Genomic DNA, 23,771 nt, shown 5'->3' on the forward strand with positions numbered 1-23,771 from the left:
CATCAGGCGTTCAAATTGATCTTAAACTGAGGTGGGAACACCCTGCCCCGGCTGCAAGGCTTACGCCAGTCGCGCCGGTCAGAGAGAGGGTTCGCCCGCAGATGTGCGAAACCCCAGGGCGATCCCTCGCGAAAGCTGCGAGAAACCGCCCTGGGGCGCAAGGTCACGCGGACTTCTTGGGCTCGTCGTCGCTGACTTCCTCGAATTCGGCGTCGACAACGTCGTCGTCGGTCGAGGCTTCAGGCTGATCGCCCTCACCGCCCTGCTGGGCGGCGTACATGGCTTCACCGAGCTTCATCGAGGCCTGGATCAGCGTCTGGGTCTTGGTGGCGATGCCTTCGGCGTCGTCACCCTCCAGGGCGGACTTCAGGTCGGCCAGGGCCGTCTCGATGGCGTCCTTGTCGGGCCCAGCGATCTTGTCGCCGTGCTCGGCCATGGCCTTCTCGGTGGAATGCACCACCGCCTCGGCCTGGTTCTTGGATTCCACCAGGGCCTTGCGCTTGTCGTCGTCGGCCTTGTTGCTCTCGGCTTCGCGGACCATCTTTTCGATGTCGGCGTCCGACAGCCCGCCATTGGCCTGGATGCGGATCGACTGCTCCTTGGCGGTCGCCTTGTCGCGGGCCGAGACGTTGACGATGCCGTTGGCGTCGATGTCGAAGGTCACCTCGACCTGCGGCACGCCGCGCGGCGCCGGGGGGATCCCCACCAGGTCGAACTGACCCAGCATCTTGTTGTCGTGCGCCATGGGCCGCTCGCCCTGGAACACCCGGATGGTCACGGCAGACTGGTTGTCGTCGGCGGTCGAGAAGGTCTGCGAACGCTTGGTGGGGATGGTGGTGTTGCGCTCGATCAGCGGGGTGAACACCCCGCCCAGGGTCTCGATGCCCAGCGTCAGAGGCGTGACGTCCAGCAGCAGCACGTCCTTGACGTCGCCCTGCAGAACCCCGGCCTGCACCGCGGCGCCCAGCGCCACGACTTCGTCCGGGTTAACGCCCTTGTGGGGCTCACGGCCGAAGAACTCCTTCACCGTCTCCACGACCCGGGGCATGCGGGTCATGCCGCCGACCAGGATCACTTCGTCGATGTCGGACTTCTTCAGGCCGGCGTCCTTGAGGGCCATCTCGCAGGGGCCGACCGTCTTGGCGATCAGGTCCTCGACCAGGGCTTCCAGCTTGGCGCGCGACAGCTTGATGTTGAGGTGCAGCGGACCCGAGGCGTTCATCGAGATGAAGGGCAGGTTCACCTCGTACTGCGTGGTGGTCGACAGCTCCTTCTTGGCCTTCTCGCCTTCTTCCTTCAGACGCTGGAGGGCCAGCTTGTCCTTCCGGAGGTCGACGGAGGTCTCTTTCTTGAACTCGTCGGCCAGGTAGTCGACGATCCGCAGGTCGAAGTCCTCACCGCCGAGGAAGGTGTCCCCGTTGGTGGCCTTCACCTCAAAGACGCCGTCGCCGATCTCGAGGATCGACACGTCGAAGGTGCCGCCGCCGAGGTCGTAGACCACGATCTTCTTGCCGTCATTCTTCTCAAGCCCGTAGGCGAGCGCCGCGGCGGTGGGTTCGTTGATGATGCGCAGGACTTCAAGACCGGCGATGCGGCCGGCGTCCTTGGTGGCCTGGCGCTGGGCGTCGTTGAAATAGGCCGGGACGGTGATGACCGCCTTCTCGACCTTCTCGCCCAGGTGACGCTCGGCGTCTTCCTTGATCTTGCCCAGGATGAAGGCGGAGATCTGCTGGGGCGAATAGTCCTTGTCCTGGGCGCGGATCCAGGCGTCGCCGTTGGGGCCCTTTACGATCTCGTAGGGCACCATCTTCTTGTCTTTTTCGACCAGCGGATCGTCGTTGTGACGACCGATCAGACGCTTGACCGCAAAGACAGTGTTGGTGGGGTTGGTGACGGCCTGGCGCTTGGCGGGCTGGCCGACAAGGCGCTCCCCGTCTTCCAGGAAGGCCACCACGGAAGGCGTAGTCCGCGCGCCTTCGGCGTTCTCGATCACTTTCGGCAGCTTGCCGTCCATGATCGCAACACACGAATTCGTCGTGCCGAGGTCGATGCCAATAATCTTGCTCATGTTCGAGTCTCTTGCTCGCTCCACTAGTGGCGGACGGTGCTTAAGGGGCCTCGTTTCCAAGCGCCCGACTTCTTTTGTCACCGTCCCCGGTTCGATCAGGGTCTCGGGCGGTTAGCCTGTGCGCAAACCGCCGTCGAGTCGCGATATGGGATGGCGCAGCGTCCCCGCAAGGGCGAATGCCCTTAAAGTGTGCGGGGTCTTGTGGCGCCTGCCACGGGCCAAGTCCCTAAAATCCTTGCATAAGCTTCACCGTCAAAGGGCGCGGAACCGCCGCGCGCGGCCAGGAATGCGTGCTGCACGACCATGGCCTGCTGCTCGATATTCAACATTGAGAAATCGCAGGTTTCCGAGAGATCGTAGGCATAGGCGGCGGGCCCATCCCCAGCCCGCAGCTTGGCGGCCAGCAGATTGACCCCAGACTGGGCCTGCCAGACGTGGGTCAGCTCGTGGACGAAGACGCTCTGCACGGCCAGCGGGGCGAGGCTGAAATCGGCCAGGGCCTGGGCCGCCGGCCACACGATCAGCCGCCCGCCCGGCACGAAGGCGCGGCGCCACAGCGGGATGGCGAAGATCCAGACCCCGGCGCCATCCAGGGCCTCACCGAAGATCTCGGCGGCCAGGCCCCGCTCTCCGGCGGTCAAGGTCCGGAAAGCGCCAGGCGCCATGGATGCGGGATCGCTCATCAGGCCTATATGGCGGGTCATGACCGTTTCGACGACCACAGGCTTTCGGCTCTGGCCAGGCAAGCTGACCCCCGAGGCGCAGGCTTCCCTGGTCGCCGAGGTGCTGGCGCTCAGCCAAACCGCGCCGCTCTACAGGCCGATCACCCCCGGCGGGAAGGCCATGAGCGTGGAGACCACCAATTTCGGGCCGCTGGGGTGGTTCACCGATGCGCGGGGCTATCGCTACCAGGCTGAGCATCCGCAGACGGGACAGCCCTGGCCCGCCATCCCCCAGACCTTGCTGGACCTATGGGCGGACCTGGCTGACCCGAAGACCCCGCCCGACGCCTGCCTGGTCAACCTCTACCGGCACGAAGCCCGCATGGGCCTGCATCAGGACAAGGACGAGGCCGATTTCAGCTTTCCGGTGCTGTCGGTCTCCCTGGGCGATACCGCCGTCTTCCGGCTGGGGGGGCCGAAGCGGACGGACCCCACACGCTCGATGCGGTTGAGCTCCGGCGATGTCTGCCTGCTGGCCGGGGAGGCCCGGCTGTTCCATCACGGCGTCGATCGCATCCTCGCCGGGTCTTCGCGCCTGATCCCCGGTGGCGGACGGATCAACCTGACACTCCGGCGAGCCGCCTAAAACTCTTCCCAGCCTTCCGGGGTGGCGGACGGCGCGGCGGCGGCGGTGCGGCCGCCCACCGTGCGGAGCTGGGCCACGGGCTTGGCCGGCGCGCGGGCCGGCGCCTGGGCGCTGGTCTTGAAGCGCCGCACCTGGTCGGCAAGTTCGCCGGCGTTGCCGCGCATGGCGTGGGCCGCCGCGGTGGTCTGTTCGACCATGGCGGCGTTCTGCTGGGTCATCTGGTCCATCTGATTGACGGCGATATTGACCTCCGACAACCCGATGGACTGCTCCTGGGCGGAGGCGGCGATGCCCCCCACCAGATCATCGATCCGCGCCACCTGCTCCATGATGCCGCCGAGCGCCACCCCGGTCTTGTCCACCAGGGCCACCCCGGCCCCCACCTGGGCGGTGGAGGCGCTGATCAGGGCCTTGATCTCCTTGGCGGCGTCGGCCGAGCGTTGGGCGAGCGCCCGGACCTCGGAGGCCACCACGGCGAAGCCGCGACCGGCTTCCCCGGCCCGGGCGGCCTCGACCCCGGCGTTCAGGGCCAGCAGGTTGGTCTGGAAGGCGATCTCATCGATCACCCCGATGATCTGGCTGATCTGGGTGGAGGACTGCTCGATCTGGGCCATGGCCTCCACGGCCTGCCGGACCACATCCCCCGACTGCCGAGCGCCATCGCGGGCGCTGGTCACGAACTGGCGGGCCTCCTTGGCCCCGCTCGCGGTCTGGCGGACCGTGGCGGTGAGCTGATCCAGGGCCGCGGCGGTTTCCTCCAGGCTGGCGGCCTGCTGTTCGGTGCGCCGCGACAGGTCGTCGGCGGCGCCGGCGATCTCATTGGCGCCCACATCGACGCTGGAGATGGAGGAGCCGATGGCGCCCACCACATTGTCCAGCGCCACGACGGCGGCGTTGAAGTCCTGGCGCAGTTGTTCGTACTCGGCCGGGAAGGGGTCGGGAATACGGGCCGAGAGCTGGCCCTCGGCGACGCTGGAGAGGCCGTGCGCCAGGCGGCGCACCACGTCGATCCGCTCGTTTTCGGCCTGGCGACGACCCGCCTCCCGCTCGCCGCGCTCGGACTCGGCCTTGGCGCGGGCGATCTCCTGATCCTCGCGCGCTGTCCGGCGCTCGACGGCGGCCTCCCGGAACACCTCGACCGAGCGGGCCATGTCCCCGATCTCGTCCTGGCGCTGGGCGAAGGGCACGACGTTTTCATAGTGGCCCCCGGCCAGCTCGGCCATGTAACGGGAAATTCCCTCGATCGGGGTGACGGTCCGACGGCGAAGCCAGTTCAGAGCCAGGGCGGAGGTCAGACCCACCAGCAGGCCGGTCCCCAGCAACAGGTATTGGCCCAGGGTGGCGGCGCGCGCCGCGGCCCGCTCATCGGCGGCGGCCTGGGCCGCCAGCACTGGAACAATCTCTTCCACCGCCGCGCGATGGTTGGCATAGGCGCCGTCGATGGCGGTTTCCGCCGAGCTGAGGGCCGCGGCGTCACTGACTGCGGCGGCGGGATAGAGCTGGGTGTCGATCAGGGCCCAGAACGCCTTCGCCGTGGGATCGAGGCGCGAGGTCAGAAGATTTTTCAGCTCCGGCGACAGGGGCTGGCTCCGCCAGTAGGCCATCCGCCGCTCGTAGTCACCGCGAAGCACGTCGAGGCGGGGCTTTTGCACGGCCAGGGTGGCGGGGTCGCGAATCTCCATGGAGACCAGATGCGACTCCACCAGGAACAGCGGCGGGGGCAGGATATCGGCGGTGAGGTCCTGATGCCGCTTGATGTTTTGATAGAGGTCGCTGCCGATCCGTATCTGGTTGGTGGTCAGCCAGGAGACCCCCACCAGCAGGAGCACTCCCAGGATGATGAAGATTCCGAAGGCGCGGGTCGCCTGGGCGATGCGGATATTCATTTGCGTGTCCTGAGCACGCGGGGCTGGGCCCGCTGAGTGCAGCCAGAATATGGTTCGCCAAGTTAATCGATCGTGTTTTCTGCAACCACTCTATGGCATTTCCCCACCTGTACTCGGATCGAGTAGGCCTTATACCCGGATCGGGTAGGGTTTTTATCTGGGGAGATCTGACTGCGGGATCTCGACACCTTGGTCTGATCTACATCAAAGGGGGTCGGGCAGTCGACATTGAGGCCATCCGGGCGGCGCCGGTCGGGCCGCGACGCCCCTGCCTTTGACTCCCACCCCGGAGGCCCCCTAATTGGCGTCGCATCGCAGCTTGGGAGGCGCGCCGTCCATGATCACCCTGACCCGTCCCGAGGGGACCTTGGCCTCGGATCTCAACCTGTCGCGCCGCGCCCTGGCCGGCGCGGTGTTCGGCGGCTACGCGGTCTATGCGCTGTCGGCCGCCGCCGAGCCCATCACCACCTCCGCCGACGGCCTGGTCACCGAGACCGTGCAGGTGGCGGCCAGCGACCGCGCCATCCCCGCCTTCGTCGCCCGCCCCGCCGCCAAGGGCCGCTTCCCGGTGGTGGTGGTGGTCTGCGAGGTGTTCGGGGTGCACGAATACATCCGCGACACGTGCCGCCGGTTGGCCCGCCTAGGTTATGTGGCGATCGCGCCGGACTTCTTCGTCCGCGCCGGCGATCCGTCGAAGATCAGCGACTTCACCGAAATCCGCCGCATCGTCGCCACCGCCAGCGACAGCCAAGTTACCAGCGACCTCGAGGCCACCCTGAGGTTCCTCAAGGGGCAGAAGTACGCCGACAAGGGTCACATGGGGATCACCGGCTTCTGCTGGGGCGGCGCCGTGGCCTGGCTCGCCTGCGAACGGTTCAAGGACTTCAAGGCCGGCGCGGCCTGGTACGGGCGGCTCTCGGCCCCCAATCCCGGCGACTTCCTGGGCGAGCCCGGCCGCCAATGGCCGATCCAGCTTGCCAGGGACCTGCACGCCCCGGTGATCGGCCTCTATGCCGGGAAGGACGCGGGCATCCCCCTGGCCGACATTGAGACCATGCGCGCGGCGCTCCAGGCGGCGAAGAAGAAGGGCAGCGAGATCATCGTCTATCCCGACAGCCAGCACGGCTTCCACGCCGACTACCGGGCCTCCTATGACGCCAAGGCCGCCGCCGACGCCTGGGCCCGCATGCTGGCCCACTTCGCCGCCCACGGGGTGAAGCCGAAGGCGTTCAAGGCGGAGGGCTGACTGTTTCCTCCCCTGCGTCGCGGGGGGCGGGCCGGAAAATCTAGTGCGGCGGATCATCCGCCGGGGTGATGCCGTCCAGCAGGTCGCCAACGCGGTCGTCGGCGGCCGGCGGGGTCGCGGTCTTGGACGCGGGCGGCTTGGGCGGCGTCACGCTGGCGACGGCGACCGGCGGTGTCTGGTCGGCGGCCAGGTCGAGGGGGTCGGCCGCGGGCTTCTTGGCTTCCGGCTTCTTTTCCTCGACCTTCTCCACCACCACCGGCGGCGGCGGGGCCAGGGCCGCGTCGTCGAGGGGCTTGGCGTCGGTGGCCTGAAGCTGGACGCCCGGGGCCGCGCCAGCGGGGCCTTCCCCCGGCAGCCGCGCCTTTTCCGGCGCGCCGCGCACGCCCAGGATAAAGCCGCCCACGGCGCACAGGCCGATGATCACGGCCACAACTCTCAAAACGCTGCGCGGCATGCTCCACATGGCTCAAGTCCTAATGCGGATCGCCGAAAAGTGGAATTGGGATTGCGGGGCGGCCCTCCACAGAAAGCACGATCGGTCGCAGGCGAAGTAAACGCCTCTTAACCAACGGACGCCCATAGACTGAGACTTCCAGAATGGGAGCGTGGTGTATGGCGCGGGTGGCGCGAAAGACGGGTTTGGAGTTGGGGCTGCACATTGCGGGCCTGGCCTGGACTCATCCGACCACCGCGCGGCTCCGCGGCGGGCTGATCGCGGCCTCCGGCGCGGCCTTCGCCGTGGCGCTCGCCACCTACAACGCCGCCGACCCCAGCCTCAACGCAGCCTCGCCGTTCCGCGCCGTCAATGCGCTCGGTGGTCCCGGCGCCACCGCCGCCGATATCGGCATCCAGTCCCTGGGCCTGTCGGCCGGGGTCGCGGCCCTGCTGATGGTGCTGTTCGGGCTCTATCGCGCGGTGTCGGCGCGGCCCGACGAGACCCGAGGTCAGGTGCGCCTGCGCGCCGCCATCGGGACCCTGGGCCTGCTGGCCCTGGCCGGCCTGCTAGCGGCCCCCCCGGCGCCCGCCGCCTGGCCCCTGGCCAAGGGCCTGGGCGGGTTCTGGGGCGACAGCCTGCTGCACGGCGTCGCCGGCGTGCTGGCCTTCGCCCGCCTGCCGGGATCCACCCTGATCGCCGCCCTGCTGCTGGCGCTCGGCGCCGCCTGCGGCCTTGGCTACGCCATGGGCCTGCGCCGCCTGGACCTTGGCCCCGCCGCCACCTGGCTGGCCACCGCCCTGCAGCCCAAGGCCCAGCCGCAGCCCAAGGCCGTCCGCCCCTCCGTCGCCCGCCGCGCTAACGCCAAGGCCACCCCCGAGGAGCGCATCCCTGCATCCTCCCTGCCGGGCGCCCCCAAGGCTGCGCCCCTGCCCGAGCCTGCGCCCGAGCCCATGCCGGCCGCCGCCGCGCCAGAACCCTTCGCCGCCCCGGTGGCGGTGAAGATCCCCAAGGCCGCGCCCAAGGAATCCGGCCGCGAGCTGCGCGAGGCCCAGGGCGCCTTCGACTTCGTCAAGACCGGCGGCTTCGCCCTGCCCGAACTGTCCATGCTGGCCAAGCCCAAGCCGCGGGCCAGCCAGTTCGACGAGGGCGCCCTGCGCCAGAACGCCCAGCTGCTGGAAAGCGTGCTGGCCGAGTTCGGGGTCAAGGGCGCCATCGACCAGATTCGCCCCGGTCCCGTGGTCACCCTCTATGAGCTGGTCCCGGCCGCGGGCGTGAAGTCGGCCCGGGTCGTGGCCCTGTCGGACGACATCGCGCGCTCCATGTCGGTCGCCGCCTGCCGCGTCAGCGTGGTCCCCGGCCGCAACGCCATCGGCATCGAGCTGCCCAATGCGCGACGCGAGACCGTCTACCTGCGCGACCTGCTGGGCAGCAGCGAGTACGAAAAGTCGGGCGCGGCCCTGCCCATGGCGCTGGGGGAGACCATCGGCGGCGAGCCCTATATCGCCGACCTGTCGAAGATGCCCCACCTGTTGATCGCCGGCACCACCGGGTCGGGCAAGTCGGTGGGCGTCAACGCCATGATCCTGTCGATCCTCTACCGCCTGCCGCCCGAGCAGTGCCGGTTCATCATGATCGACCCGAAGATGCTGGAGCTCAGCGTCTATGACGGCATCCCCCACCTGCTGGCGCCCGTAGTCACCGATCCCAAGAAGGCCATCGTCGCTCTGAAGTGGACCGTGCGCGAGATGGAGGACCGCTATCGGCGGATGTCGAAGATCGGGGTGCGCAACGTCGCCTCCTACAACGACCGCGCCCGCGAGGCCGCCGCCAAGGGCGAACACTTTGAGCGGACCGTGCAGACCGGCTTCGACGACGCCGGACGCCCGATCTACGAGAGCGAGAAGATCAATCCCGAGGCCATGCCCTATCTGGTGGTGATCATCGACGAGGTCGCCGACCTGATGATGGTGGCCGGCAAGGACGTCGAGGGCGCCGTCCAGCGCCTGGCGCAGATGGCGCGCGCGGCCGGCATCCACCTGGTGATGGCCACCCAACGCCCCTCGGTGGACGTCATCACCGGCACCATCAAGGCCAACTTCCCCACGCGGATCAGTTTCCAGGTCACCTCCAAGATCGACAGCCGCACTATCCTGGGCGAGCAGGGCGCCGAGCAGCTGCTGGGCCAGGGCGACATGCTCTACATGGCCGGCGGCGGCCGCATCACCCGCCTGCACGGTCCCTTCGTCTCCGACGGCGAGGTCGAGGCCGTGGCCAAGTTCCTGCGCGAACAGGGCCAGCCGCAATACCTGGAGGAAGTCACCGCCGGGGCCGACGACGAGGATGGCGACGGCGACGCCGGGATGGACGAGGGCGGCTCGGGCGATGATCTCTACGACCGCGCCGTGGCCGTGGTCACCCGCGACAAGAAGGCCTCGACCTCCTACGTCCAGCGCCGCCTGCAGATCGGCTACAACCGCGCCGCCTCCCTGATCGAGCGGATGGAGAACGAGGGCGTCGTCAGCCCCGCCAACCACGCCGGAAAGCGCGAAGTCCTGGCGGGATCACCGCCCTAACGGCCCATCCGAAACTGCACGCCGACGGACATGATATCGCCGGGCGTGATCGGCGCGCCGTCCTTGCCCGTCGGCGAAAGCTCGTAGGTGTCAGTCAGGTACTGCAGCGCCATCCCGAAGCCGTATCCATAGGGCTCCTCCTTGGAAACGACGCAGCCGGTGAGCGTGAATTGCGGTGTGATCCGACACACCGCCACCGCCAGCCCCTCGACGCGTTCCTGCATGGCCTGAGTTGGATAGTAGCGCGCCAGGTCCTCGCCGGTGGGCCGCTTTTTCAGGATCACATTGGCTGAATCCATCGGCCGCCCCTCCGGAGGCGCGGGTGGGGCAGCGAAGCGGATCGGAATCTGGATCACGCCGCCCGCCACATCGACTCCGGCGCGGGTCTGGGGATGCAGCACCATGCCGCCCGCGAGCTTGAGGGCCGCCTCGCCGAACCCGAGGCCGATAGGCTCCTCGCTCACCACCGCGCAGGCTTCCAGGCCGCCGTCGGCCTTCACGCCGCACTGGACCACAGCCCGGCCGCCGATCCGCGCGAGCCTCGGCTTCTCCGGATAGGCCCGTATGAAGTCGATGAGGTTTGGCGTGGTCTTCCACAGAGGCTGGGTGATCAGCGTCGGCGCTCCAGCCACGGCCGCGGCCGCCAGCATGCCTAGGATCATCGTCAGTCCCCCAACCCGATGCAAGTCTAGGGTGAACCTTGGCTCGCGCCAAGGTCGCGCGGCGGGAGGTGGCGCGGGATGGCGAACCCCGTATATCTTCCGCCTCCACGAAAAGAGGCGCCTATGATCATCGAGCCCCGTATCCGCGGCTTCATCTGCACCACGGCCCATCCCCAGGGCTGCGCCATGAGCGTCCATCAGCAGATCGGCTATGTGTCCGGCAAGGGCGAGATTCCCGGCATGGCCAAGCGGGTGCTGGTGCTGGGCTGTTCGGCCGGCTACGGCCTGGCTTCGCGGATCGTGGCGACCTTCGGCGGCGGGGCCGACACGGTCGGCGTCTCCTTCGAGAAGTCGCCGTCCGAAACCAAGACCGCCTCGGCCGGCTGGTACAACAACCGGGCCTTTGAGGCCGAAGCCGCCAAGGCCGGCCGCAAGGCGATCACCCTGGACGGCGACGCCTTCTCCGACGCCATGAAGGCCGACACCATCAAGGCCATCGCCGACAATCTCGGCCAGGTGGACCTGGTGGTCTATTCCATGGCCGCCCCGGTCCGCACCCACCCCAAGACCGGCGAAACCTTCCGCTCGGCCATCAAGCCCCTGGGCGCGCCGGTCACCGTCAAGACGCTGAACACCGACAAGGGCGAGGTCTTCGAGACCGAGCTGCAGCCCGCCACCCCGGAGGAAACCGCCGGCACCGTGGCGGTGATGGGCGGCGAGGACTGGGAGATGTGGATCGCCGCGCTGTCGGCGGCCGGCGTCCTGGCCCCGGGCTTCAAGACGCTGAGCTACACCTATATCGGCTCGGAGCTGACCTGGCCGATCTACTGGAAGGCCACCCTGGGCAAGGCGAAAGAGGACCTCGACCGCGCCGCCGCGGCTATCCGCACCCAGCATGGCGACCACGCCGCCCGGGTCGTCTCCCTGAAGGCCGTGGTGACCCAGGCCTCCTCGGCCATTCCCGTGGTGCCGCTCTATGGGGTGGTGCTGTTCAAGGTGATGAAGGAGATGGGCCTGCACGAGGGCTGCATCGAGCAGATCGACCGCCTGTTCCGCACCGTCCTGCCGGGCCCCGAGCAGCTCGACGACGCAGGCCGGGTGCGGGTGGACGACTGGGAGCTCTCCGAACCGGTCCAGGCCGAGGTCAAACGCCGCTGGGCGCAGATCTCGACGGAGACCCTGCCCGAGCTGGCCGATCTGGCCGGCTTCCGCGCCGACTTCCTGAAGATCTTCGGCTTCGGCCTGGCCGGCGTCGACTACGCCGCCGAGCAGGACCCGCAGGTGGTTCCGGAGATCGCGTAGCGCGCTCCCCGGCTGTCATCCCGGTTTCCGCGAAGCGGAAGACCGGGACCCAGAAGCACCGATCTCTCCTGCACGCTCCGCGCATCTGGGTCCCGGACAAGCCCTGCGGGCTTTCCGGGATGACACCCTGTTTTACGCCGCCAGCTTGGCCCGCGAGCGCGGCGTCGAGATGCAGCCACGGCCGGAGCTTTCGAGGAACTCGACAAGCAGCGTCGTACAGGCGCCGGCGCCCCGGCGCGCAGCAGCCAGCCGGTCCTCCATCGGCCCCGTTCCCAGGAACAGGGTGCGATAGGCGCGACGCAGTTCGGCGATCTCCGCGAGCGTGAACCCCGCCCGCTTCAACCCCACGGCGTTCAGCCCCGCCAGCCGGGCGCGGTCGCCCTGCACCAGACAGAAGGGCGGCACGTCCTGGGTGACGATCGAACCCCCGGCCACGAAAGCGTGGGTCCCGATCCGGCTGTGCTGGTGGACGGCGACGAGACCGCTGACCTGGGCGAAGTCGGCGATCTCCACATGACCGCCCAGGGTCGCGGCGTTGGCCAGGCGAATGTCGTCGCCGAGGGTGCAGTCATGGGCCACGTGGGCGCCCGTCATGATCATATTGCGCGACCCGATCTTCGTCGGCTGAAGTCCGATCGAGGCATGGACGGTGACGAACTCGCGGAAGACGTTGGCCGCGCCGATCACCAGGGCGCCGGCCTCGCCCGCCCAGCCGTCCACCTGCGGGCCCGCTCCAATGGCGCAGAACTGCAGGAAGCGATTGCCCGGCCCCACCACCGTCGCGCCCTCGATCACCGCGTGAGGCCCCACCACATTTCCGGGGCCCAGCAGCACCTGCGGGCCGATCACCGCATAGGCCCCGATCTCCACGCCCGGCGCGATCTGGGCGCCGGAGGCGATGACGGCGGTGGGATGGACCAGGTTCATGCCGCGACCCTGGGATGGTGGCCGTCCTGCGACAATTCAACTTAGGTGTCCGATTACGTCGTTCGCTCGCTAGTAACCCTCGTGAAAGACGCGCAGGCCTATGATTCGGCTAGGAATTCCGAGGACGGCGATGCGCGCACTGCTCGATGACGGCCTCGATGAACTGGCCGCCAAGACCTACGAAGGCTTCCCGCTGCGCATGGCGGTCACCGCCGCTGTCGCCGCTCTCATGACCACCTTGCTGCCGTGGCAGGCCTGCGCCGCCTTCCTGGGGTTCCAGACGGTTTCGGAGAGCCTCTGCCTGCTGGCCTCGCGCCGGCAGTTCCTCGGCTTCAAGGCCAGCCCCGCCCTGCGCCTTGCCCAGCTCTCCACGGTGCTGGCCGGCGCCATCTCGTGGATGACGCTGGGCGCCCTGCTCTGGATCGACGGCACGGCGGCCGGCGCGGTCTGCGCCACGGCCCTGTGGCTGTCGGTGATCTATTTCGCCCAGACCCACGCCTACCAGTCACCCCTGGGTTTCGTGGTGGGCGGCGCCCTGCCCGGGGCGGCCATGCTGGTCTGGGTGCTCTTCGGACCCAACCCGATGCACCTGCCGATGCTGCCCGTAGCCGGCCTGCTGATCCTGGCCTTTGGTTTCGCCAGCGACGGCGTGATGCGGACGCTGGCCGTGCGCCGCAAGTTCGAGGAGGCCCAGCTTCGCCTAAGCGAATCCGAGGCCCAGTACCGGGTGCTGGCCGACAACATCACCGACGTCATCGCGCTCAACGACATGGACGGCCGCCGCCGCTACCTGTCGCCCTCCATCGTGAAGGCCATGGGCTATTCGGTGGAGGAGCTGTTCGCCACCCAGAACTACACCTTCCTGCATCCACAGGACGCGGCCTGGGTGCCCCAGGAGCTGGCCAAGCTGGCTCAGGCGGGGGGTGACCTGACCCTCCAGTACCGGATCGTCCACAAGGAGGGACACGCTGTCTGGGTGGAGACCAATTTCGGCCTGGTCACCTCTGCGGACGGAACCCCGCAGATGATCTCGGTCTCGCGCCAGATCGACGCCCGCAAGGCCCTTGAGACCGAGCTGGTGGAGGCTCGCCAGCGGGCGGAGGCCGCCGCCGCCGCCAAGTCCGACTTCCTGGCCAACATGACCCATGAGTTGCGGACGCCGCTCAACGCCATCGTCGGCTTCTCCGGCATCCTACGCCGATCGCCCCGCCTGGAGCCTGAGGACGCCCACCACGCCGGCCTGATCCATGACGCCAGCACCACCCTGCTGCAGCTGGTCAACAGCGTGCTGGACTTCTCCCGCCTGGAGGCCGGCGCGGTGGAGGTGGAGGCCCGGCCCTTCGATCCCGAGACCCCGGTCCGCGCCATCGCCGAGCTGATGACCGAACAGGCTCACGCCAAGGGTCTGACCCTGGCTGTCGAGACCCGGGGTGAGACCGCGCACTTGTTGGGCGACGCCGCACGCATACGCCAGGTGCTGCTGAACTTCCTCTCCAACGCCATCAAGTTCACGGCGCAGGGCGGCGTCACCCTGACCCTGACCCAGGAGCCCGCCGGCAACGACTGTGCGCGGATGCGGGTGGAGGTGGCCGACACCGGCATCGGGGTCACCGAGCAGCAGATCGAGCACCTGTTCGAGCGCTTCACCCAGGCCGACGCCTCGGTCTCGCGCCAGTACGGCGGCACGGGCCTGGGCCTGGCGATCTGCAAGCGCACCGTGGAGCTGATGGGCGGGACCATCGGCGCGAGCTCGGTTCCCGGCCAGGGCTCCACCTTCTGGTTCGAGCTGGTCCTGCCCCATACCGACGCCCTGGAGGACGAAGCCGAGCCGGAGCCCGAGAACCTCGACCTGGAGGAGCCCCTGCGGCTGCTGGTGGTGGAGGACGTGGCGGTGAACCGCGAGCTGATCATGGCCCTGCTGCGCCCGTTCGACGTGGCCATCGAGACCGCCGAGAACGGTGAGCAGGCGGTGGCCAAGGTGCAGGACCAGGCCTTCGACCTGGTGCTGATGGATGTGCAGATGCCGGTGATGGACGGCCTGACCGCCACCCGCGCCATCCGCGCCCTGGACCTGCCGCGCCTGAAGGGCCTGCCGATCATCGCCATGACCGCCAATGTCCTGCCCGACCAGGTGCAGAAGTGCCTCGACGCCGGCATGGACGACCACCTGGGCAAGCCCATCGAACCCGCCCGCCTGCTGGCCCTGCTCTCCGAATGGCCCGGCCGCACGCACGAGGCGGCGTAACTCTCAATTCCTCCTCCAGCGCGTAGCGCGTTTCGGGGGAGGTGGATCGTAGGCGAGGCCTGCGAGACGAAGGGGGTTTGGCCCGTGAATGCGGCAAGATCTTAGCCCCCTCCACCGCTTCGCGGTCCCCTTCCCCGATGGGGGAGGAATTTGAGGACGGAACGCCACGGCCCCTGCCCCGTTCTGTCGCCCTATTGACGCCGCGCCGCGCCTGTAGGTTTCTGCGCGAAATGGAGCCTGGTTGAATGACCCGACTGACCCGCCGCGCCCTGGCGCTGGGCCTGGCCGCCTTGCCGCTGCCGGCGCTCGCCGCCCGCCCGGCCATCGCCCCGCTCACTGCCGACGACCGCGCCCTGGTGGACAAGGCCAGCGCCTATCTGCAGGGCCTGACCGAGGCCAAGGGACGCTTCGTGCAGACCGACGCCCGGGGGACGACCACCCAGGGGACCGTCTATCTGAAGCGTCCCGGCAAGGCCCGTTTCGCCTACGAGGCCCCCTCGGGCCTGCTGGTGGTGGCCGACGGAGCCAATGTCTCGGTGGCCGATTCGCGGCTGAAGACCTTCGACCGCTACCCCCTGATGGCGACGCCGCTGTCGATCTTCCTGGCCCGCCAGATCAAGCTGGATAAGGGCGTGGTGATCAGCGACGTCACCCGCTTGGCGGACGGCTTCACCATCACCGCCCGCGACGGCAAGAAGCAGGCCGAGGGCCAGATCACCCTGACCTTCTCCAACAGTCCCATGGCCCTGATCGGCTGGACCGTCAGCGACGCGCAGGGCCAGGCGACCCGCATCCGGCTCACCGGCCTGGAGCGCGCCTCGGGCTTGGCGCCCACCCTGTTCGTGCTCAACGACCCCCGGCCCAAATCAGTTGGCCGCGCCCGAATGTGACAATCAGACAACAGGCAACCCGCCTCGTGATTCTGATTGACATTACCTTTTCGTCGTTGCATTAATGCCACGCATGACGCCTGTGCGAGCGGGCGTGTTCCGTGCCGGAACCTATCCCCTCCCGGCGGCGGCATGAGAGACATCACTACGCCCGGGCTTTCTCCAGTGCCCGGGCGTTTTCTTTTCCCCCAAAGCTCAGATAGACCCCGCGCATGCGCCTCCGTCTCTGCACCTGGAATGTGAACTCCGTCCGCCTGCGCGCCGAGCAGGTCGCCCGCTTCGTCGACGAGCAGGCGCCCGATGTCCTGGCCCTGCAGGAGATCAAGTGCCAGGAGGGGGAGTTCCCCCGCCAGGCCTTCATCGACATGGGCCTGCCGCACATCAAGATCGCCGGCCAGAAGGGCTGGCACGGCGTCGCCATCGCCTCGCGCCTGCCCTTCGAGGAGGTCGCGCCCCTGGACGTCTGCCGCGAAGGCCACGCCCGCTGCGTCGCGGCCAAGGTGGCCGGGGTGGAGATCCAGAACTTCTACATCCCGGCCGGCGGCGACATCCCCGACCGGACGATCAACACCAAGTTCGACCACAAGCTGGACTTCTACGAGAAGCTCACCGCCGAGATGGCCCGGCGCGACCCCAAGGCCCCGCTGGCCATCGTGGGCGATCTGAACGTGGCGCCGGGCGAGTTCGACGTCTGGAGCCACAAGCAGATGTCCAAGATTGTCAGCCACACCCCCATTGAGCTCGAGGCCTTTGCGGCGCTGATGGCGGCCGGCCAGTTCACCGACCTGGTGCGCGAGGCCATCCCCGATCCGCAGAAGCTGTTTTCCTGGTGGAGCTACCGCGCCGCCGACTTCCGCGCCTCCAACCGCGGCCTGCGCCTGGACCACGTGCTGATCTCGCCCGGCCTGCGGGAAGCCGCTTTCCGTCAGGGCGCGGCGGCGGCCCGCGTCCACGACGACGTCCGCGAATGGGAACGCCCCAGCGACCACGCCCCGGTCAGCGCCGACTTCGGACTTTAGGGCGCCAGGCGGTAGCCGCCGGCCTCGGTGAGCAGCAGGCGGGCGTTGCCCGGATCGGGCTCGATCTTCTGGCGCAGGCGGTAGACGTGGGTTTCCAGGGTGTGGGTGGTCACGCCGGCGTTGTAGCCCCAGACCTCGGCCAGCAGCTCCTCGCGGCTCACCGGCTTCTCGCCGGCCCGGTAGAGGTACTTCAGGATGTTGGTCTCTTTTTCCGTCAACCGGATCTTCTTCTGGTTGGCGTCCACCAGCATCTTGGCCGAGGGTCGGAACTCGTAGGCGCCCAGGTGGAAGACCGCGCCCTCCGACTGTTCGTGGCTGCGCAGCTGGGCGCGGATGCGGGCCAGCAGGACGGCGAACTTGAAGGGCTTGGTGACGTAGTCGTTGGCCCCGGAGTCCAGGCCCCGGATGGCGTCGTCGTCGGTGTCGGCCGCGGTCAGCATGATCACCGGCGAGGTCACGCCCCGGGCGCGCATCAGCTTGCAGGCCTCGCGGCCGTCCATGTCGGGCAGGTCGACATCCAGCAGAATCAGGTCGGGGCGGGCCTCCACCGCCTGCCGCACCCCGTCGCCGGCGGTGGCCGCCTGGATGGCGGAGAATTCTTCGTGCAGTTCCAGTTGCTCGGCGAGTTCGCCGCGCAGATCATCATTGTCGTCGACGACGAGTAGGGTCTTGCGTTGGGCCATGGGCTCGAACATGCACCGTGTTGGCGCCTAGCGCCAACCGCTCAGGGGGAATGAAGCGTGCTGTTCACGGCGATGTCAGACGGCCGCTTCGATCTGGGGGGCCGCGAAACCCGTTGCGCACTGGGCAAGGGCGGGGTGATCCCGGCCGCCGACAAGCGCGAGGGTGACGGCTGTTCGCCGCTCGGCGTCTGGCCGATCCTCCGGGTGCTTTACCGCCCCGACAAGATGCCGCCGCCGGCCACCGCCCTGCCGATTCAGGCCCTGCGCCCCACCGACGGCTGGTGCGACGCCGCCGGCGACCCGAACTACAACCGGCCCGTCACCCTGCCCTACCCGGCCAGCGCCGAGCAGATGTGGCGCGACGACAAGGTCTACGACATCGTCCTGGTCCTGGCCCACAACGACGATCCGGTGATCCCGCTGATGGGTTCGGCCATCTTCCTGCACGTGGCGCGGCCCAATTGGGACCCCACGGAGGGCTGTATCGCCCTCCAGGCCTGGGATGTGCTGGAGCTGATCGGCAAGGCGCAGCCGGGCTCGGCCATCTCCATCGTCGACGTCAATCCGCACCCGTTCCTGGAGGGGATGGAGCGGATGGACGAGGCGCGGAAACCACAACGCCCGATCCTGCGGGCGTCACCCTCTGGGACCAAAGAGGGCTGAGCCCACCCGCACGCTGGTGGCGCCGAACCGCACGGCGGTCTCGAAGTCGTCGCTCATCCCCATGGAGAGTTTCGCGATCCCGTTGCGGGCGGCGATCTTGGCCAGCAGGGCGAAGTGCGGTCCCGGCGGTTCTTCGGCCGGGGGAATGCACATCAGGCCCTCGATCACGAGGCCATGGGTCTCGCGACAGGCCTTGATGAAGGCGTCGGCCTGCGTCGGAATCACACCGGCCTTCTGCTCTTCCTCGCCGGTGTTGACCTGGACATAGAGGCGCGGCGTCCTGCCCTGCTTCGTCATCTCCTGCGCCAAGGCGGCGGCCAGCTTCTCGCGGTCCAGGGTCTCGATGACGTCGAAGAAGGCGACGGCCTCCTTGACCTTGTTGGTCTGCAGCGGCCCGATCAGCCGCAACTCGACGCCCTCGCGGTGGCCCTCCCAGGCGGCCATGGCGTCCTGCACCCGGTTCTCGCCGAACACGGTCTGGCCGGTCTCCAGGATCGTCGCCACCCGGTCCCAGGGCTGTTGCTTGGAGACCGCCACCAGGGCCACATCGGCGGCCTCGCGACCTGCGGCCTTCGCCGCGGCGGCGATACGCGTCAGGATGTCGGCGCGGGCGGCGGCGGGATCGAAGGAGTGGGTCATAGGCGGGTTCTGGACAGTGGCGCGGACGGGGGCCTGCTTACGGCGGCGTGCGCGGCAGCGAAAGCCCCTGCCCGCCCTGCTCTATTTCACTGACCCTCAGCGCACCCCCGATCCGGAGGCCGTGGCGGCGCGGCTGCCGAAGGGCTCAGCCATCGTCTATCGGGCCTTCGGAGCGCCGGACGCCGAAACAGTCGCCCTATGCCTCAAGGCGATCGCCCGGCGGCGCGGCCTGAAACTGCTGATCGGCGCGGACGAGGCCCTGGCCGCGAGGATCGGCGCCGACGGGGTCCACCTGCCCGAGCGCCTGGCCTCTCGCGCGGCCCGTATCCGGGCGAAACACCCCGCCTGGCTGATCACGGCCGCCGCCCACAGCCCGCGCGCAGCCCGCGTCCGGGTCGACGCCGTAGTGATCTCAGCGATCTTCCCGTCCAACAGCCCGTCCGCGGGCAAGCCCCTGGGGACGATCCGCCTGGCGCAGATCGTCCGTCTGGCCAAAAGCCCGGCGTACGCCCTAGGCGGCGTCAGCCAGAACACCGCCGCGCGGCTCTTGGCCACAGGCGTCGTGGGCATCGCCGGCGTCGAGCTGTTCACGGCCCGATCTCCTCTCCCCTTCCGAGGGGAGAGGGTAGGGTGAGGGGATCGTCCCGACAGCCACCACCTGACCGAAAGGCCCCCCTCACCCTACCCTCTCCCCCCGAAAAGACGGGGGGAGAGGGAGTAGAATCAAAAAAGCCGCCCGGTAGGGCGGCTTGTTGTCGGTCAAAGAAGACGTCCTTAGAACTTGAAGGCGGTCTCGAGGCGGACGCGCGGCGCGCCGTCCTGCGGTTCGGTCTTCTTGTACATGGGGGTTTCTTTTTCCCCCAGGGCCACGGCGCCGCCGACCCGGAGCGACGGCGTCACGCGGAAATAGGCGCCCGCTTGGACGTCATTCCATTGCGTGTCCCGGCCATCCGGTTCCTGCAGGTTGAGCGTGATCCCCCAGCGCCCCTTGCGCGCGTCGAACTTCAGCGCCTTGGCCGCCTGGGGCGACGCCAACGCCGAAGTCTCGCTACGCACGGTAAAGTCTGTGGTCTTCTTCGTCGTCTGGGCATGAGCCATCGATCCGGCGCTCGCAATGAGCACCGCGCCGACCAGCGCCATGACCGTCCGATTGAACATAACCACCTATATGGCCCCTAAGCCCCGGCCTCGCCATGAGAGGCGTGACCGTTGCTGCGATTAAAGTCGCGCAAGGCGCGAGGTCAACACGTCAAGGCGCCGCATGCCGCCTCGATGGGCAGATGGTTGGCGCCTGTGGCGGCAGAGCCACGCGATTCCTGTTTGGCGCCGCTTGGGGCGTTGCTATAGAGGCATCCGGCGCGGGGGCGGCGACGCGGCGAGATACCGACGCGAAACAGCGACTGGGAGCGGATATATGCCGTTTGTGCGTGGAGTTTGGATGCGTGGCGTGGCGATGGGGGTCTTGGCCCTTAGCCTTTCGGCGCTCGCGGCCTGCTCGAGTGGTGGCCCGAAGACCTTCCAGACCCAGGAGGGAGGCGGTGGCCTGTTCCACCTCGGCCGCGGCAAGTCGGCGCCGGCCGCCGAACAACCGACCATCGGGGTCAATGGCTATCTGTGGCGGGCGACCCTCGACACCCTGGCCTTCATGCCCCTGGCGTCCGCGGACCCCTACGGCGGCGTGGTGATCACCGACTGGTATATCAACCCGGAAAAGGCCGACGAGCGCTTCAAGTGCACGGTCTATATCCTGGACTCGCGCCTGCGCGCCGACGGCCTGAATGTGGCCGTCTTCAAGCAGAACCGCGACGCCACCGGGACCTGGGTGGATGCGCCGTCGGCCGGCCAGACCGAGACCGACATCGAAAACGCCATCCTGACCAAGGCGCGTCAGCTTAAGCTCTCGAACATCCGGGGCTAGAAGCGCGATAGCCGAAAGTGGCCGCCGGTTTCGGCGACCATCGCGCGACAAGTCTAAGGGTGCGGACCTTGAGCGCTTCGGAACGAAGCGATTACTGTCCGCCTCCGGCGCGTTCGGGGTTCTGACAAATACCGGGCGCGCCGAACACCTTGGTCGGCGCACTTTGCGCGTGTCCGGCCGCTTCCCTTCCTCAGTGAAAGCGCGCTACGACCCCGCCATGGCCCGGTACAATCCCAAAGAAGTCGAACCCAAGTGGCGCAAGGCCTGGGCCGACGCCGACGTGTTCCGCGCGGAGATCGATCACGCGCGTCCGAAATACTACGCCCTGGAGATGTTCCCCTATCCGTCGGGGAGCCTGCACATGGGCCATGTGCGCAACTACACGCTGGGCGACGCCAACGCCCGGTTCAAGCGCGCCCGGGGCTTCAATGTCCTGCACCCCATGGGCTGGGACGGCTTTGGCCTGCCCGCCGAGAACGCGGCCATGGAGCGCGGCGTCGATCCCCGCGCCTGGACCTACGCCAATATCGACAAGATGCGGGCCGAGCTGAAGCAGCTGGGCCTGTCCATCGACTGGAGCCGAGAATTCGCCACCTGCGACCCGGCCTATTATGGCCAGCAGCAGGCCTGGTTCATCGACCTGATGGCCCGCGGCATGGTCTATCGCCGCGAGGGCGTGGTGAACTGGGACCCGGTGGACCAGACCGTCCTGGCCAACGAGCAGGTCGTCGACGGCCGAGGCTGGCGCTCGGGCGCGGTGGTGGAGAAGCGCAAGCTGAACCAGTGGTTCATGCGCATCACCGACTATGCCGACGCCCTGCTGGAGGGCCTGAAGACCCTCGACCGCTGGCCCGACAAGGTCCGCCTGATGCAGGAGAACTGGATCGGCCGCTCCAAGGGCCTGAAGTTCAGCTTCAAATGGGCCGATGCGGCCCCCGACGGCTTCGACGCAGGCCTGGAGGTCTACACCACCCGCCCCGACACCCTGTACGGGGCGAGCTTCGTGGGCGTGGCCCCCGATCACCCCCTGGCCCAGCAGATCGCGGCCAGCGACCCCAAGGCTGCCGCCTTCATCGAGGCCTGCCGCAAGGGCGGCGCCTCGGAGGCCGAGATCGAGACCGCCGAGAAGATCGGCTTCGACACCGGCCTGACCGTGGCCCACCCCTTTGATCCAACCTGGCGGCTGCCGGTCTGGATCGCCAACTTCATCCTCATGGACTACGGCACGGGCGCGATCTTCGCCTGCCCGGCCCACGACCAACGCGACCTGGACTTCGCCCGCAAGTACGACCTGCCTGTCAGGCCGGTGGTCCTGCCCCCCGGCGAGGATCCCGCCACCTATACCGTGGGAACCGAGGCCTATACCGGCCCCGGGACAATCTTCAGGTCCGCCGACCTGGACGGGCTGGAGATCGAGCCCGCCAAGGCCGCGGCCATCGCCAGGATCGAGGCCCTGGGCCTGGGCCAGGGCGCCACCGTCTTCCGCCTGCGCGACTGGGGCGTGGCCCGCCAGCGCGGCTGGGGCTGCCCGGTGCCGGTGGTCCATTGCGACACGTGCGGCGTGGTCGCCGTGCCCAAGGCCCAGCTGCCGGTGGAACTGCCGCAGGACCTGGACTTCTCCAAGCCCGGCAACGCCCTGGCGCGTCACCCGACCTGGAAAACCACCACCTGCCCCGACTGCGGCGGGCCGGCGACCCGGGAAACCGACACCCTGGACACCTTCGTGGACTCGTCCTGGTACTTCGCGCGCTTTACCGACCCCACCGCCGCCGACCCCATCGACAAGGCCGCCGCTGATTACTGGATGCCGGTGGACCAGTATGTCGGCGGCATCGAGCACGCGGTCCTGCACCTGCTCTATGCCCGCTTCGTCAACCGCGCCCTGGCCGACGCCGGCATGCTGGAGGCCCGCGAGCCCTTCGCCGGCCTGTTCACCCAGGGCATGGTGACCCACGAGACCTACCGCCTGCAGAACGGCGACTGGGTCGAGCCCAAGGAGCTGGAGATCACGGCGGAGGGAAACACCCGCCGCGCCGTCCGCGTCTCCGACGGCCAGCCGGTGATCATCGGCGACATCGAGAAGATGTCGAAGTCCAAGCGCAACACCGTGGCGCCGGGCGATATCTTCGAGGTCTACGGCGTCGACGCAGCCCGCCTGTTTGTGCTGTCCGACAGCCCGCCCGAGCGGGACTCCATCTGGTCCACCTCCGGGGTCGAGGGCGCCTGGCGCTTCGTCAACCGGGTCTGGGCCGAGTTCGACGCCCAGCCGGAGACAAACGAACCGGCCGATATCGCGTCGGACCCCAAGGCCGCGGCCCTGCGGGTCGCGACCCACCGCACCATCAAGGCGGTCACCGAGGCCGTGGAGGGCTTCCGGTTCAATTCCGGCATCGCCCGCCTGTATGAGTTCCTGAACAGCCTGAAGGCCGCCCCAGTGGAGGGCGCAAGCCCTGCCCTGCTGGCGGCGCGATCCGAGGCCCTGTCGGCCTTCGCCCGCCTGGTCTCGCCCTTCACCCCCCATCTGGCCGAAGAGGCCTGGGCGCGTATCGGCGGCGAGGGGATGGTGGTCTCCGCCCCCTGGCCCGACTTCGATCCCGCCCTCACCGAGGACGCCGTCCGCGTCCTGCCGGTCCAGGTCAACGGCAAGCGCCGGGGCGAGATTTCCGCGCCGGCCGGGGCCGAACCGGCCGATGTCGAAAAGATGGTGCTTGACGATCCCGAGATCGCACGGCGCCTTGAAGGCCTCACGATCCGCAAGGTGATCGTGGTGAAGGATCGCATCGTCAACATCGTGGCAAGCTGAGGCACATGGCTCGCATCGCAAGCATAGGCGCCCTGGCGCTCGTCGCCCTCGCCCTGGCGGGTTGTGGCTTCACGCCGCTCTACGGCCGCCCCGGGGTCGGCGCGGCCCTCTCCTCGGTGCAGGTCTCCGCCCCCACCGGGCGGGCGGGCCAGCTGATGCGCGAGCATCTGGACGACGCGCTGTCGCGGGACTCCAACCTCAAGCCGCAGTACCGCATGGACCTGCAGATCTCCGAGCAGCGCTATCCCCGCGGGATCCGGGTCGACAACGTCGCCACCCGCTACGAATACGTGCTGACGGCGGCCTATACCCTGGTCTCCACGGCCTCGGGCAAGACGGCCAAGGTCGGCCGCGTCCGGGTCGAGGTGACCTATGACAGCGCCGACCAGCCCTATGCCTCGGTGGCCGCCCAGCAGGACGCCCAGGACCGCGCCGCCGGCGAGGCCGCCCGCAAGATCGAGCTCGAGCTCGCCACCTGGCTGGCCAGCGCCAAGTCATAGGAC

The 23,771-nt window shown here is 68.5% G+C and carries 21 protein-coding genes; 12 read left to right on the forward strand and 9 right to left on the reverse strand.

The genetic code is table 11. The features are described 5' to 3' along the window. Nucleotides 1-163: 163 nt before the first annotated feature. Nucleotides 164-2,068, reverse strand: a complete 1,905-nt coding sequence (gene dnaK / locus JKL49_RS00575; RefSeq protein ID WP_215337438.1) for a molecular chaperone DnaK — start codon at nt 2,066-2,068, stop codon at nt 164-166. A 182-nt stretch (nt 2,069-2,250) separates the two neighbouring features. Then, a complete protein-coding gene (locus JKL49_RS00580) occupies nt 2,251-2,772 on the reverse strand; it encodes a hypothetical protein (RefSeq protein WP_215337440.1) in 522 nt (173 codons plus the stop codon). Here JKL49_RS00580 and JKL49_RS00585 point away from each other — a divergent pair. Further along, nucleotides 2,771-3,376, forward strand: a complete 606-nt coding sequence (locus tag JKL49_RS00585) for an alpha-ketoglutarate-dependent dioxygenase AlkB (protein WP_215337442.1) — start codon at nt 2,771-2,773, stop codon at nt 3,374-3,376. The two genes, JKL49_RS00580 and JKL49_RS00585, sit on opposite strands and share 2 nt — an antisense overlap. Here the strand turns inward: JKL49_RS00585 and JKL49_RS00590 are convergent. Then, a complete protein-coding gene (locus JKL49_RS00590; protein WP_215337444.1) occupies nt 3,373-5,262 on the reverse strand; it encodes a methyl-accepting chemotaxis protein in 1,890 nt (629 codons plus the stop codon). The two genes, JKL49_RS00585 and JKL49_RS00590, sit on opposite strands and share 4 nt — an antisense overlap. A 337-nt stretch (nt 5,263-5,599) precedes the next feature. Between JKL49_RS00590 and JKL49_RS00595 the strand changes: the two genes are divergently transcribed. Then, nucleotides 5,600-6,508 (forward strand): dienelactone hydrolase family protein, encoded by a 909-nt coding sequence (locus JKL49_RS00595; protein WP_215337446.1) that lies wholly within the window; start codon nt 5,600-5,602, stop codon nt 6,506-6,508. Nucleotides 6,509-6,548: 40 nt separating this feature from the next. On the opposite strand, the gene JKL49_RS00600 is transcribed toward JKL49_RS00595, so the two are convergent. Further along, nucleotides 6,549-6,971: a hypothetical protein gene (locus JKL49_RS00600; RefSeq protein WP_215337448.1), complete on the reverse strand. Its 423-nt coding sequence runs from the start codon at nt 6,969-6,971 to the stop codon at nt 6,549-6,551. 149 nt (nt 6,972-7,120) lie between these two features. On the opposite strand from JKL49_RS00600, the gene JKL49_RS00605 reads away from it, so the two are divergent. Then, nucleotides 7,121-9,517, forward strand: coding sequence for an FtsK/SpoIIIE family DNA translocase (locus JKL49_RS00605; RefSeq protein ID WP_215337450.1), 2,397 nt, complete (start codon nt 7,121-7,123; stop codon nt 9,515-9,517). On the opposite strand, the gene JKL49_RS00610 is transcribed toward JKL49_RS00605, so the two are convergent. Then, nucleotides 9,514-10,179, reverse strand: coding sequence for a TonB family protein (locus tag JKL49_RS00610; protein WP_215337452.1), 666 nt, complete (start codon nt 10,177-10,179; stop codon nt 9,514-9,516). The genes JKL49_RS00605 and JKL49_RS00610 overlap by 4 nt on opposite strands. 123 nt (nt 10,180-10,302) lie before the next feature. On the opposite strand from JKL49_RS00610, the gene fabV reads away from it, so the two are divergent. Then, the gene (gene fabV, locus JKL49_RS00615; protein ID WP_215337454.1) at nt 10,303-11,481 is read left to right on the forward strand and encodes an enoyl-ACP reductase FabV; all 1,179 of its coding nucleotides are present in this window, start codon (nt 10,303-10,305) and stop codon (nt 11,479-11,481) included. Nucleotides 11,482-11,613: 132 nt separating this feature from the next. Here the strand turns inward: fabV and lpxA are convergent, their stop codons facing one another. Then, nucleotides 11,614-12,408 carry an acyl-ACP--UDP-N-acetylglucosamine O-acyltransferase gene (gene lpxA / locus JKL49_RS00620; RefSeq protein WP_215337456.1) on the reverse strand — a complete coding sequence of 265 codons (795 nt, stop codon included), beginning with the start codon at nt 12,406-12,408 and terminating at the stop codon, nt 11,614-11,616. Between the two features lie 130 nt (nt 12,409-12,538). Between lpxA and JKL49_RS00625 the strand changes: the two genes are divergently transcribed. The 3 genes from JKL49_RS00625 to xth all read left to right on the forward strand — a co-directional run bounded on the left by JKL49_RS00625 (nt 12,539) and on the right by xth (nt 16,562). After that, a complete protein-coding gene (locus tag JKL49_RS00625; protein ID WP_215337458.1) occupies nt 12,539-14,653 on the forward strand; it encodes a hybrid sensor histidine kinase/response regulator in 2,115 nt (704 codons plus the stop codon). 245 nt (nt 14,654-14,898) lie between these two features. Next, nucleotides 14,899-15,543, forward strand: coding sequence for a LolA family protein (locus tag JKL49_RS00630; protein WP_215337459.1), 645 nt, complete (start codon nt 14,899-14,901; stop codon nt 15,541-15,543). Between the two features lie 212 nt (nt 15,544-15,755). Continuing rightward, nucleotides 15,756-16,562 carry an exodeoxyribonuclease III gene (gene xth, locus JKL49_RS00635; protein WP_215337461.1) on the forward strand — a complete coding sequence of 269 codons (807 nt, stop codon included), beginning with the start codon at nt 15,756-15,758 and terminating at the stop codon, nt 16,560-16,562. Here xth and JKL49_RS00640 read toward each other — a convergent pair. Next, a complete protein-coding gene (locus JKL49_RS00640) occupies nt 16,559-17,245 on the reverse strand; it encodes a response regulator transcription factor (RefSeq protein WP_215342621.1) in 687 nt (228 codons plus the stop codon). The genes xth and JKL49_RS00640 overlap by 4 nt on opposite strands. A 57-nt stretch (nt 17,246-17,302) precedes the next feature. Here JKL49_RS00640 and JKL49_RS00645 point away from each other — a divergent pair, with 57 nt between their 5' ends. After that, nucleotides 17,303-17,908 carry a L,D-transpeptidase family protein gene (locus tag JKL49_RS00645; RefSeq protein WP_215337463.1) on the forward strand — a complete coding sequence of 202 codons (606 nt, stop codon included), beginning with the start codon at nt 17,303-17,305 and terminating at the stop codon, nt 17,906-17,908. Here JKL49_RS00645 and JKL49_RS00650 read toward each other — a convergent pair. Continuing rightward, nucleotides 17,882-18,547: a YggS family pyridoxal phosphate-dependent enzyme gene (locus JKL49_RS00650; RefSeq protein ID WP_215337465.1), complete on the reverse strand. Its 666-nt coding sequence runs from the start codon at nt 18,545-18,547 to the stop codon at nt 17,882-17,884. The two genes, JKL49_RS00645 and JKL49_RS00650, sit on opposite strands and share 27 nt — an antisense overlap. Nucleotides 18,548-18,563: 16 nt before the next feature. Between JKL49_RS00650 and JKL49_RS00655 the strand changes: the two genes are divergently transcribed. Continuing rightward, nucleotides 18,564-19,181, forward strand: coding sequence for a thiamine phosphate synthase (locus tag JKL49_RS00655; RefSeq protein ID WP_347340335.1), 618 nt, complete (start codon nt 18,564-18,566; stop codon nt 19,179-19,181). 140 nt (nt 19,182-19,321) lie between these two features. On the opposite strand, the gene JKL49_RS00660 is transcribed toward JKL49_RS00655, so the two are convergent. Then, nucleotides 19,322-19,705: an NtrZ family periplasmic regulatory protein gene (locus JKL49_RS00660; RefSeq protein WP_215337468.1), complete on the reverse strand. Its 384-nt coding sequence runs from the start codon at nt 19,703-19,705 to the stop codon at nt 19,322-19,324. A 280-nt stretch (nt 19,706-19,985) separates the two neighbouring features. Between JKL49_RS00660 and JKL49_RS00665 the strand changes: the two genes are divergently transcribed. The 3 genes from JKL49_RS00665 (at nt 19,986) to lptE (ending at nt 23,768) form a co-directional block, all read left to right on the forward strand. After that, nucleotides 19,986-20,465 carry a DUF3576 domain-containing protein gene (locus JKL49_RS00665; protein ID WP_249778001.1) on the forward strand — a complete coding sequence of 160 codons (480 nt, stop codon included), beginning with the start codon at nt 19,986-19,988 and terminating at the stop codon, nt 20,463-20,465. Between the two features lie 217 nt (nt 20,466-20,682). Further along, complete coding sequence (leuS, locus tag JKL49_RS00670; RefSeq protein ID WP_215337472.1) at nt 20,683-23,268, forward strand: leucine--tRNA ligase; 2,586 nt, start codon at nt 20,683-20,685, stop codon at nt 23,266-23,268. Between the two features lie 5 nt (nt 23,269-23,273). Next, nucleotides 23,274-23,768, forward strand: coding sequence for an LPS assembly lipoprotein LptE (lptE, locus tag JKL49_RS00675; protein ID WP_215337474.1), 495 nt, complete (start codon nt 23,274-23,276; stop codon nt 23,766-23,768). The last annotated feature ends 3 nt before the right edge of the window (nt 23,769-23,771 follow it).

The sequence above is a fragment of the Phenylobacterium glaciei genome, assembly GCF_016772415.1.
Taxonomy (GTDB): Bacteria; Pseudomonadota; Alphaproteobacteria; order Caulobacterales; family Caulobacteraceae; genus Phenylobacterium; species Phenylobacterium glaciei.

Bases quoted from the DNA above. Each gene is read 5' to 3' on its own strand.
- dnaK (WP_215337438.1), bottom strand. From the start codon at position 2,068: ATGAGCAAGATTATTGGCATCGACCTCGGCACGACGAATTCGTGTGTT.
- JKL49_RS00585 (WP_215337442.1), top strand. From the start codon at position 2,771: ATGACCGTTTCGACGACCACAGGCTTTCGGCTCTGGCCAGGCAAGCTG.
- JKL49_RS00580 (WP_215337440.1), bottom strand. From the start codon at position 2,772: ATGACCCGCCATATAGGCCTGATGAGCGATCCCGCATCCATGGCGCCT.
- JKL49_RS00590 (WP_215337444.1), bottom strand. From the start codon at position 5,262: ATGAATATCCGCATCGCCCAGGCGACCCGCGCCTTCGGAATCTTCATC.
- JKL49_RS00595 (WP_215337446.1), top strand. From the start codon at position 5,600: ATGATCACCCTGACCCGTCCCGAGGGGACCTTGGCCTCGGATCTCAAC.
- JKL49_RS00600 (WP_215337448.1), bottom strand. From the start codon at position 6,971: ATGTGGAGCATGCCGCGCAGCGTTTTGAGAGTTGTGGCCGTGATCATC.
- JKL49_RS00605 (WP_215337450.1), top strand. From the start codon at position 7,121: ATGGCGCGGGTGGCGCGAAAGACGGGTTTGGAGTTGGGGCTGCACATT.
- JKL49_RS00610 (WP_215337452.1), bottom strand. From the start codon at position 10,179: ATGATCCTAGGCATGCTGGCGGCCGCGGCCGTGGCTGGAGCGCCGACG.
- fabV (WP_215337454.1), top strand. From the start codon at position 10,303: ATGATCATCGAGCCCCGTATCCGCGGCTTCATCTGCACCACGGCCCAT.
- lpxA (WP_215337456.1), bottom strand. From the start codon at position 12,408: ATGAACCTGGTCCATCCCACCGCCGTCATCGCCTCCGGCGCCCAGATC.
- JKL49_RS00625 (WP_215337458.1), top strand. From the start codon at position 12,539: ATGCGCGCACTGCTCGATGACGGCCTCGATGAACTGGCCGCCAAGACC.
- JKL49_RS00630 (WP_215337459.1), top strand. From the start codon at position 14,899: ATGACCCGACTGACCCGCCGCGCCCTGGCGCTGGGCCTGGCCGCCTTG.
- xth (WP_215337461.1), top strand. From the start codon at position 15,756: ATGCGCCTCCGTCTCTGCACCTGGAATGTGAACTCCGTCCGCCTGCGC.
- JKL49_RS00640 (WP_215342621.1), bottom strand. From the start codon at position 17,245: ATGGCCCAACGCAAGACCCTACTCGTCGTCGACGACAATGATGATCTG.
- JKL49_RS00650 (WP_215337465.1), bottom strand. From the start codon at position 18,547: ATGACCCACTCCTTCGATCCCGCCGCCGCCCGCGCCGACATCCTGACG.
- JKL49_RS00660 (WP_215337468.1), bottom strand. From the start codon at position 19,705: ATGTTCAATCGGACGGTCATGGCGCTGGTCGGCGCGGTGCTCATTGCG.
- JKL49_RS00665 (WP_249778001.1), top strand. From the start codon at position 19,986: ATGCGTGGCGTGGCGATGGGGGTCTTGGCCCTTAGCCTTTCGGCGCTC.
- leuS (WP_215337472.1), top strand. From the start codon at position 20,683: ATGGCCCGGTACAATCCCAAAGAAGTCGAACCCAAGTGGCGCAAGGCC.
- lptE (WP_215337474.1), top strand. From the start codon at position 23,274: ATGGCTCGCATCGCAAGCATAGGCGCCCTGGCGCTCGTCGCCCTCGCC.